10 protein-coding genes are annotated in these 9,717 nt (G+C 45.3%); 9 read left to right on the forward strand and 1 reads right to left on the reverse strand.

Annotated elements, in window-relative coordinates; translation table 11 throughout:
* Positions 1-11 precede the first annotated feature (11 nt).
* The 4 genes from BM607_RS03410 (at position 12) to BM607_RS03425 (ending at position 2,844) form a co-directional block, all read left to right on the forward strand.
* Positions 12-677 (forward strand): hypothetical protein, encoded by a 666-nt coding sequence (locus BM607_RS03410; protein WP_071938889.1) that lies wholly within the window; start codon positions 12-14, stop codon positions 675-677.
* Positions 670-1,395, forward strand: coding sequence for a phage minor tail protein L (locus BM607_RS03415; RefSeq protein ID WP_071938888.1), 726 nt, complete (start codon positions 670-672; stop codon positions 1,393-1,395). The genes BM607_RS03410 and BM607_RS03415 overlap by 8 nt, the downstream gene beginning before the upstream one ends.
* Before the next feature lie 139 nt (positions 1,396-1,534).
* Positions 1,535-2,251: a C40 family peptidase gene (locus tag BM607_RS03420; RefSeq protein ID WP_071938887.1), complete on the forward strand. Its 717-nt coding sequence runs from the start codon at positions 1,535-1,537 to the stop codon at positions 2,249-2,251.
* Between the two features lie 74 nt (positions 2,252-2,325).
* Entirely contained in the window at positions 2,326-2,844 is a 519-nt protein-coding gene (locus BM607_RS03425; RefSeq protein WP_071938886.1) for a lipoprotein, read from the forward strand.
* Between the two features lie 188 nt (positions 2,845-3,032).
* Here BM607_RS03425 and BM607_RS03430 read toward each other — a convergent pair whose 3' ends face one another.
* On the reverse strand, positions 3,033-3,524 hold the full coding sequence (locus tag BM607_RS03430; RefSeq protein ID WP_071938885.1) for an Arc family DNA-binding protein: 492 nt from the start codon (positions 3,522-3,524) through the stop codon (positions 3,033-3,035).
* 110 nt (positions 3,525-3,634) lie between these two features.
* On the opposite strand from BM607_RS03430, the gene BM607_RS03435 reads away from it, so the two are divergent.
* The 5 genes from BM607_RS03435 to BM607_RS03455 form a co-directional block, all read left to right on the forward strand.
* Positions 3,635-3,805, forward strand: a complete 171-nt coding sequence (locus BM607_RS03435) for an Arc family DNA-binding protein (RefSeq protein WP_170927448.1) — start codon at positions 3,635-3,637, stop codon at positions 3,803-3,805.
* Positions 3,802-4,476, forward strand: coding sequence for a phage antirepressor KilAC domain-containing protein (locus BM607_RS03440; RefSeq protein WP_071938884.1), 675 nt, complete (start codon positions 3,802-3,804; stop codon positions 4,474-4,476). Before BM607_RS03435 ends, BM607_RS03440 begins: the two co-directional genes overlap by 4 nt.
* Entirely contained in the window at positions 4,473-5,369 is an 897-nt protein-coding gene (locus tag BM607_RS03445) for a Rha family transcriptional regulator (RefSeq protein ID WP_071938883.1), read from the forward strand. The genes BM607_RS03440 and BM607_RS03445 overlap by 4 nt, the downstream gene beginning before the upstream one ends.
* 106 nt (positions 5,370-5,475) lie before the next feature.
* Positions 5,476-6,132, forward strand: coding sequence for a tail assembly protein (locus BM607_RS03450; RefSeq protein ID WP_071938882.1), 657 nt, complete (start codon positions 5,476-5,478; stop codon positions 6,130-6,132).
* 5 nt (positions 6,133-6,137) lie between these two features.
* On the forward strand, positions 6,138-9,717 hold a 3,580-nt coding region (locus BM607_RS03455; RefSeq protein ID WP_249269542.1), incomplete at its 3' end, for a phage tail protein.

Raw genomic sequence — 9,717 nt, forward strand, 5'->3', positions numbered from 1 at the left:
TAAGGATATCTATGGACTTAAGTATGTTTTACGAACTCGATGATGCGGGCTCGCCTGTGCTCGATGAGCACGATCTACTAGTAATACGCCATCGGCCAGAGTCAAAAGCTCTGGCCGATGTGCTTTTAGTCACCCGCTTACATGCCGCTAATCCGGCAATGCACCATGTGATCGATAAGTTTATTGAGCTGTACAGTGTCACGTTGCAATGGGATTGGTTTGAGCAGTATCAAGCATGGCTTGTACGTAAAGCTGATGCCGAGCTTAATGCGCCAGCGCTACCGATAGAAACCCAAGATCAACAAGTGCTTGAACGTCCATTATTTGCAGAGCCTGAGCCTGTTCGTCCTGAACTTAAAACGATTGAGCAATATCGCGCTGAAATATTGATTGATGGCATTAGTATCGATGAATACCTATTCCGCACTCAACGGGCAGCGGCAGTTAATTCCATTACTGTTAAAGTCGATGGATTAGTCTTTGATGGTGACGAACAATCCCAGCGCCGAATGTTGGCAGCAATTCACGCCTCAGAAGATGCTGGGATTGAAAGTACTATTTGGCGCTTAGCAGATAACACCGAAGCTGCCGTCACAGTAGAACAAATTCGCCAGGCGCATTCATTGGCGATTATCGAGCAAGGCAAGCTATGGACCAAAGGTGCCGCCGATGCTTAGTGCCGATATTCAAACCCTCGAACCTGGCAATGAGGTTATTCTCTACGAAATCGACGGCAGCGCTTTTGGCGCCGATATCCTGCGCTTTCATGCCCACAATATTCCGTACTCAGATGCTGACCTTAATCAACCAGAGTTACCAGCACGAATCATTCATTGGCAAGGCGAACAGTACAGCGCATGGCCAGCGCAGTTAGAAGGAGTCGAAGTTAACTCTGATGGCTCACCCAGTACGCCAACACTAACCGTTGCCAACATCGATGGCAGTATCAGCGCTCTATGTTTGTACTTTCAGAACATGGAGCAAGCCAAGGTCACGATACGCCGAACGCTGGCAAAATATCTCGATGCGACCAACTTTCCCAGTGGCAATAGCGAAGCGGATCCAACGCAAGAAGCGGTAGAGATTTGGTATGTTGATAAAAAGGTGAATGAGGATAATGTCGCTGTCACTTTTGAGCTATCAAACCCTGCTGACTTGTCAGGCCAAAAAATCGGCCGACAAATGACGGCCTATTGCTCATGGTGCCAGCGCGGTGAATATCGCGGCGCTGATTGTGGCTACACAGGTGAAGCTATGTTTACCGAAGATGACGAGCCGACTGATAACCCAGCGCTTGATCAGTGCTCTGGCACGATAGCCGGTTGTACTTTACGATTTGGTGAAAATGAAGAATTACCCCACGGCGGATTCCCCAGCGTTCGGCTTATACGTTAAGCCTATGCGTTAAGTGATCGGCTATGCGTTAAGACCACAATGAGTTAAACAAGCGCTAGCATTCAAGCATCCATCAAACATTGATCAAGCATTTTCCCGCCGTCGGCAAAATGGTCTAACACAACCTAAGCAGGTCCCTATGCATCCAACTATCTTGCATGCTTTTACTCAGCATGCGGCTAACTGCTACCCCAATGAATGCTGTGGGCTGATCATCCAGCAAGGTAACAAGCCTTGTTATGTGCCATGCGATAATAAGGCAACTAACAAAGCAGATGAGTTTGTGATTGATCCACTGCAATATGCTGCCATTGAAGAACAAGGGCAGATCATAGGTATTTGCCACAGCCACCCAGATGCGAGCAGCAAACCTAGCCAGCGTGATATTGCCATGTGTGAGGCGAGCGGATTACCTTGGCATATTCTCAGTTGGCCTGATGGGGATTTACGCTCTATGGTGCCAACGGGTGAGCAAAAACCATTGTTAGGTCGTCCATTTGTGCATGGAGTATGGGATTGCTATAGCTGTGTTCGCGACTGGTACCACGATGTTCAAAGCATTTTATTGCCAGACTTTGAGCGCCAAGACGGCTGGTGGGAAGGTGAGCAAGAGCTGTACCTCGATAACTTCGCTAAAGCTGGCTTTAAGGCACTCCCCAATATCAATCTTGCAGATCTTAAAATTGGTGACGGCATCTTAATGCAAATTCAAAGTCAGCGAGTAAATCACGCCGCTGTTTATGTCGGCGACGGTAAAATCCTGCACCATCTTTATGGTCGCCTTAGCCGCTACGATATTTACGGCGGGTACTGGCAGCGCAATACAAGGGTGATTGTGCGTTATCATGTACTATAGATCAACTTGTTATAACCTGCCAAACAATCGTACTATAAGCCTAATTAATCGAGCATTACAATGGAGGTATTTTCATGTTTATGAAGCAAATTTTTACTATTTTTGTATTAATTTTTGTGTTGTCTGGGTGTGGTAATAACTCAGAAATTAATCTTTGGGGAAAGGCATTCCACGGAGCAACAGAAGCACAAATCAAGGAGATCTATCCAGAATCCATAAGTAGTGCTGAAGATAGTAAAGACGACTTTTCTGGCAAATTGAAATTCAATAATTATGAGATTGATGGGGATAAATTCGAAGTAATTTTCTTTTTTGATAAGCAAGGAGGTTTGGCTCAAGTTGGATTGACTCCAGCGAATGAAAGTAAGCTTACAGAAACAAAGTTTACCAGTTTTAAGGATGGGTTACTTGTTAAATACGGTAAGGCTTTGGAAGAAAATAAGCCCAAATCATCATTTATCAAAGAATATCAAGGTAAGTGGGTGACAGATGAAAAGGTCATAGTTCAGGTAAATTACAATGTTTATGACAAAGACGATTATGGATACCTCTATATTATTTATTACCTACCTGAATCAGCTAGCAAAATCTAGCACATATTGAGAGGCTTGCAGATGCTGGCGAATGGCTTTACCACCAATGGTGGTAAAGCTAACAGCAGAAGCTATCAATTAATAAAGGATAGTATAGGCATATTCATATGAATATGCCTTCAATTGGATGACTGGCGAGAACAGTCGGCAAGGTGGGTTATTGCTGAAAATGGTGGCCTATCTTAAAACTAAAATGAAATTATAATGTTTCCATCGTTAATTTTCACAAGATAACCTGCATCATCAAAAGTCTTTTCAACCAATTTTAAAGCACTAAATATCTCAGCATCTGCAACTGGCATTGAGCAGGTTAATTTTTTTGTATCAAGTTCAATTTTTCGTTTACCAACCACTACAGCTCCATTGATAAGATCGTTAATTTCATCAACAAATAATGATGCTAATGCAATGCCTGAGTCTGCATTGTTTTTGGCTATCTTCCCTGCTATTGATGCGGGTAGTGTTGGGGTTAGCAAATTTTCCAGCGCGTCACCATGCAGCAAGCTTGCTGCCGATGAATTTTGGTCAGCAATAAAGCTCACCTCTAATCGATGCACTATCTCAGCGTTCATTGAACGACCGTTTTTGTTGGATTCCTCTTTAATTTGCTCACGCATCCCGCTAGGAAAGCGCAACATGAACTTATCTAAGGTATCACTAGGGAAATTTTTTTTCGTCATGATTCTAATAGCATAGCGTCAACTCGACATAAATAGAATAGTGTCGAGTTGACATACTTAGTGTTAGTGGTTAAATTTATGGTGTCGAATCGACATCATGAGGAATGGCAATGAAAAAAAATACAGTAATACCACTTAGGCTAATGTTGCGGTTACCACCAGAGGTGCACCAGATTGCTAAAGAAATGTCTGAACAGCAGTTGCGGTCGCTAAACTCAGAGATTGTCTATCAATTAAAACGCGCTTATGGATTGGTTGAAAAGGAAGAGGTAGCTGCATGAACTTAATAACTGGCAAGCCGCTAACCATGACCAGCCGAGAGATAGCCAACTTAGTTGAGAAACGTCACGATAACGTAAAGCGCACTATTGAAAACCTTATATCTCAAGGAGTTATTGTTCACCCTCAAATTGAGGATGAACATGTAGCTGATACCATTGGCAGGCAAAGAACAATACAGGTATTCAGCTTTACAGCAGAGCAAGGCAAGCGCGATAGCATTATAGTTGTTGCTCAGCTTTCGCCTGAGTTTACCGCAAGACTGGTTGATCGCTGGCAAGAGTTGGAAGCAAAGCAGTCTAAGCCATACCCGCAGATCCCGCATTCATTTGCAGAAGCACTGCAACTCGCCGCTAACCAAGCCAAGCTACTTGAGCAACAAGCGCCGAAAGTGGAATTTTTCGATCGGCTAGTGGTGCGTGACACATTAATGAATGCAAGCCAAGTGGCGCAAAAGCATAACTTGTCAGCTGTTCGCCTAAATAAGTTTTTGGATGAGCATGACGTTTATAGCCACGCCATTAAACGCGGCAGAGTATTTCAGCAGTGGTTTATTGATAAAGGCTTTGGAAAGCTTCGCCAAACCGACCAAGGTTATTCGCAGGCTATGTTTACTCCAGCGGGTGAGGCGTGGATTTGTGAGAAGTTAGTGAGTAAAGGAGTGGCCGCATGATTGCCACAAAAAATGAAGCCCCAACTGCGCTAACAGTTGAGGCATCTTTAACAACGTCCGTCCGTACCAAGGAATCGAACATGAATAATGTTAACACAATTCAATCATTAAATCATCTAGTCACCACCCAAGATGGCGCATTAATAACCACATCAATTAATGTGGCAGAGGCTTTTGGAAAGTTGCACAAAAACGTAGTTCGTAAGCTTGAAATGATAGAATGTTCACAAGAATTCACTGAGCTCAATTTTGAGCTCAGTGAATATAAGGATGCAACAGGCCGTAATCTGCCTATGTATAAAATGACTAAAGACGGCTTTATGTTTTTGGTGATGGGTTTTACTGGCAAAAAGGCGGCGATGATCAAAGAAGCCTATATCAATGCCTTTAACTGGATGGCAAAGCAACTGAGTGGCGCTGCACCCAAAAAGACGACGACTGATGAGCGTACAAGCTTGCGTAATGCGGTTAATCTACTGATGGCAAAAAAAGGCCTGATATATCCAGATGCTTACAAAATAATTCATCAGCGCTTTAATGTTGACCACCTAGATCAACTCGAAAAATGCCAGTTAACAGAAGCCGTTGAGTATGCGCATAAGTTGGCATTGGATGGGGAGTACTTACCATCAAAACCTGTTAATCCTCCAGCTAATCAATTGCAAAATAATGATATTACTAACATTAATGCACTTTGCCATCACATGGTCTGCTTAAAAAATGCTTTTTATCAGTACAAGCTGGCAGGTGTATTTGAGGCACTTGGGTCAAGAGCTGGGGTTGATATGGTGGGACATATTAGTGATGGTTTTTGTGTTGCCAATAATGTCCGTAATATAGTGCTTAAGTTTGAGCAAAATGGCTTGCCAGAGTCTATTGCCCCAGTGATGTAATTTATTTATCCTGCTATAACAATGCGGATAGCCGCATCTAATACTTACGACCGCAAGCCACCTTTTAGGTGGCTTTTTTATTGCCTCAAATTTGTAGAAAAAACCTATGAGCATAAATCAACTGACCACCATCAAATTCTCCGGATCGCTGGCTAAAAAGTTTGGGCGTGAGCATAAACGATTTTTAGATACTGGAACGACAACCGAAGCATTTAGTGCCATTAGGAATACCTTGCAAGGGTTTGAGCAGTTCATTAAAGAACAGGCCAAGCTTGGCCTGCGCTATGCCATTTTTCGCAATGGTAAAAACACAGGCGAAGATGAGTTTGATTTGGCTGGAACGAGGGAAATCCGCATTGTGCCTGTTGTAGGTGGCAGTAAGCGTGGTGGTATTTTGCAAACTATTGTAGGGGTAGTGTTAATCGTTGCGGGTGCTTTTTTATCAGCGACGCCATTTGGAGCCCCATTAATTGGAGCCGGTATTAGCATGGTTGCTGGCGGGGTTATCCAAATGCTCTCACCGCAAGCGAAAGGACTCAAGGGTAGGGAAGCCGCAGAGAACGCCCCAAGTTATGCCTTTGGTGGCGCGGTAAATACCACTGCTGCTGGCAACCCAGTTGGCATTGGTTATGGTAAGCGCCGCATTGGTGGCGCCATTATTAGTGCAGGCATTTATGCCGAAGATATTGCTACATCAAAGCGCCCAATCCAATCAGGTGGCGGTAATGGTGGCAATGGCAGCGGCAGTCAACAGGAGCAATAATCAGCATGGGTATTCCTGCATTAAATCAACAACTGACTATTCATGGCGCTAAAGCTGGTGAAGGTGAGCAGCGTTCGCCAGTCGAATCCCCTGATGATCTGCGCTCAATTGCGAAAGCTAAAATCTTATTGGCGATCGGTGAAGGGGAGTTTGACGGCCAATTATCTGGTCAGAATGTCTTTTTAGATGGTACGCCACTACTTGATCCCAATGGCGCCGAAAACTTCCCCGGTGTGATTTGGGACTTTCGCCCAGGCACTGCGCATCAAACTTATATCCCCGGACTGCCATCGGTTGAAAATGAAGTAGCCTTAGGTATTGAGTTAAAATCAGATCAGCCTTACACCCGTGCCATCACTAACTCATTACTCTCTGCTGTACGTGTGCGCTTTCGCTGGCCAGCACTGCAACAACAGCTCGATAACGGTGATGTAAACGGCTATCGCATTGCGTACGCCATTGATCTATCCACTGACGGCGGTAGCTATCAAACCGTGTTAAGCACAGCGGTTGATGGTAAAACCACCCAACCATACGAGCGCAGCCACCGCATTGACTTGCCAACTGGTAGCGGCTGGCAAATCCGTATTCGCCGACTTACCCCAAATCAAAATAACAATCGTGTTGCCGACTTAATGCAAATTGCGGCGATCACCGATGTGATTGACCGTAAGCTCAAGTACCCCAATACGGCACTGTTATATGTCGAGTTTGACGCCAGCCAATTCCAAAACATTCCAGTGATATCCTGCGAGCCCTTTATGCGCAAAGTAAAGGTGCCCACTAACTACAATCCACTGACTCGTGATTATGCTGGCGTGTGGGATGGCAGCTTTAAAATTGCATGGACCGATAATCCAGCATGGGTGAGTTACGACATCATCCTTGATGATCGCTTTGGCACAGGTCGCAGGATCAATGCTGCGCTGGTGGACAAGTGGGAGCTTTACCAGATTGCTCAGTATTGCGATCAGCTGGTTCCTGATGGCAAAGGCGGTATGGAGCCGCGCTATATTTGCAATATCTACATTCAGCAAGCTACTGAAGCGTGGCAGGTATTGCGCGATTTAGCGTCTATCTATCGCGGCATGACTTATTGGTCAAACGGCCAAATGTACTCAGTGGCCGACATGCCACGCGATGTAGATTTCATTTATAACAATAGCAATGTGATCGACGGCAAGTTTAGCTATTCATCCAGCAGCGAAAAAGTTAAATACACTCGAGCATTAATCAGCTGGGATAACCCTGATAATGCTTATGAATCCGATGTTACCTCTGTATCAGATCAACCATTACAGCGCCGCTATGGCGACAACGTGATCGAATTATCTGCCTTAGGTTGCACCCGCGAATCAGAAGCTCAGCGCCGCGGCAAGTGGGCTATTTATACCAATAACAATGACCGTGCCGTCAATTTTAAGGTGGGAATGGATGGCAGCATCCCATTACCTGGCTTCGTTATCGGTATAGCAGATCAATTGATTGCAGGTAGCCGGATTGGTGGGCGAATCTCGGCAGTTAACGGCAAACAGCTCACTTTAGATCGTGCGGCAACAATTGCGGTTAATGATCGACTCATTATCAACTTACCTAGCGGTAAAGCGCAGGCGCGTACTATTGAGGCCATTAATGGACGTGTGGTTACGGTAACAACGGAATACAGTGAAACCCCACTGCCACAGCTGTTATGGTCGGTTGAGTCAGACGAGCTAAAGCTGCAGCAATTTAGAGTGCTGCGCGTAGCCAAAGCAAATAGCGACAGCATTGAGTACGAGATCACCGCAGTTGAGCATAACCCAAGCAAATATCCGTATATCGATACAGGTGCACGGTTAGAAGAACGCCCTATAAGCAAGCTGCCAATCGGTGCACAAGAAGCGCCGGCTACTGTCACCATTTCACAGTCCGTATTCACCGAGCAAACACTCTCTGTTACCACTATGACTATTCAGTGGGCGACCGCAAAAAATGCGGTTGCTTATGAAGTGGAATGGCGAAAAGACTCTGGCGAGTGGATAAAACTGCCAAAAACTAGCAGTACATCAGTTGATATCCGTGGCGTTTACACCGGGCAATATATTGCTCGAGTCCGTGCAATCAACTCTGTCGATGTTTCGTCAGTACCCAAGTCCTCCGAACTGACCAACATCACGGGTAAAACTGGCTTGCCTCCTGCAGTAGCTTCATTCACAGCCTCGCCGTTAGTGTTCGGTATCGGCTTAAATTGGTTATTCCCTGCAGGTGCTGAGGATACTTTACGGACTGAGATTGAGTACGGCCCCAACAACAACGATAGTGGCATGATCAAGTTAGGTGATTTTGCTTACCCGCTAAACAGCCACACAATGACAGGCTTAAGCGCCGGCGCTAATTTTTGGTTTAGGGCTCGGTTAGTCGATCGCACTGGCAACGTTGGGCCGTGGTCTAACTTTGTAAATGGCCAATCTTCAACAGATCAAACAAAATATGATGAATATTTCAGCGAACGCATTACATCATCAGCGCTAGGGCAAGAACTACTCAGAGAAATAGAACTGATCCCGCTGATAAAAATTGAAACTGACAAAATTCCTGATATTGAAATCAGTATTACTGATACTCAAACTCAAATTCAGCAAATGCAGGCTGAAATTGCTGATATAGCAGGTGCACCAGACTGGGACAATACTGCTAGTTATTTAACTGGACAACTAGTTAAATATCAAGGAAAGCTGTACTCAGCCAAGCAAACTGTACCAGCAGGAACGCTGCCTACAAATACAACATACTGGACTAAAATAGGTGAATTTTCATCTTTAGGTGAAGCGGTATCTGCGTTAACTGTACGAGTTGATAGCGTTGAAAACTCAATAGAGACTATTGATGGTCAGCTAGTATCACAAGCATCGCGGCTGGATGGGATATTCGCTTTAGTAAATCCACCACTAGCAGGTGACATCAGTTGGAACGCCGGATCTACAGTTGTCTTTGCTGGCGTTTGGTCTGAGCAATATGCAAGGGCAACAGCTGATGAAGCATTAGCTAAGCGCATCGATACAGTTTCCGCATCAGTAGGTGATACGCAATCGGCAATCTCAATTGAACAATTGGCCAGAACTACTGCAGATGAAGCATTAGCCTCGCAAATCACCACTGTTTTTGCAGTATCAAATAATAATTCAGCAATAATTAAAGAAGAGCAAATAGCGCGAGCCGATGCCGATAGCGCATTAGCAACACAGATCACCACAGTTCAGGCCTCGGCGACCGCCGCTAATACTGCGGCATCAACCGCACAAAGTGCTGCAAACTCAGCCGCACAAGCTGCTGCCGATGCTGCAGGTTTGGCTGGTACCAAAGGCAAAGTACTTATTCAGTCTACTGCTCCAGCAGCTGCTGATCGCTTAGCGCAAAACCTGTGGATCGATACCACAGGCAATGCCAATACGCCTAAGCGTTGGAGTGGTTCAGCGTGGGTTGCTGTCACTGATAAAGCCGCGACCGATGCCGCCAGTGCCGCAGCTGCTGCCCAAGCCGCCGCGAACGCAGCCCAACAAGGTGTTACCCAAAACGCTGCAGCGATTCAAACCGAGCAAACAGCAC

The organism is Shewanella sp. SACH (genome assembly GCF_001887095.2).
Lineage (GTDB): Bacteria > Pseudomonadota > Gammaproteobacteria > Enterobacterales > Shewanellaceae > Shewanella > Shewanella baltica.

Excerpts from the sequence above, each read along its gene's own strand:
- BM607_RS03410 (WP_071938889.1), top strand. The coding sequence starts at position 12 with ATGGACTTAAGTATGTTTTACGAACTCGATGATGCGGGCTCGCCTGTG.
- BM607_RS03415 (WP_071938888.1), top strand. The coding sequence starts at position 670 with ATGCTTAGTGCCGATATTCAAACCCTCGAACCTGGCAATGAGGTTATT.
- BM607_RS03420 (WP_071938887.1), top strand. The coding sequence starts at position 1,535 with ATGCATCCAACTATCTTGCATGCTTTTACTCAGCATGCGGCTAACTGC.
- BM607_RS03425 (WP_071938886.1), top strand. The coding sequence starts at position 2,326 with ATGTTTATGAAGCAAATTTTTACTATTTTTGTATTAATTTTTGTGTTG.
- BM607_RS03430 (WP_071938885.1), bottom strand. The coding sequence starts at position 3,524 with ATGACGAAAAAAAATTTCCCTAGTGATACCTTAGATAAGTTCATGTTG.
- BM607_RS03435 (WP_170927448.1), top strand. The coding sequence starts at position 3,635 with ATGAAAAAAAATACAGTAATACCACTTAGGCTAATGTTGCGGTTACCA.
- BM607_RS03440 (WP_071938884.1), top strand. The coding sequence starts at position 3,802 with ATGAACTTAATAACTGGCAAGCCGCTAACCATGACCAGCCGAGAGATA.
- BM607_RS03445 (WP_071938883.1), top strand. The coding sequence starts at position 4,473 with ATGATTGCCACAAAAAATGAAGCCCCAACTGCGCTAACAGTTGAGGCA.
- BM607_RS03450 (WP_071938882.1), top strand. The coding sequence starts at position 5,476 with ATGAGCATAAATCAACTGACCACCATCAAATTCTCCGGATCGCTGGCT.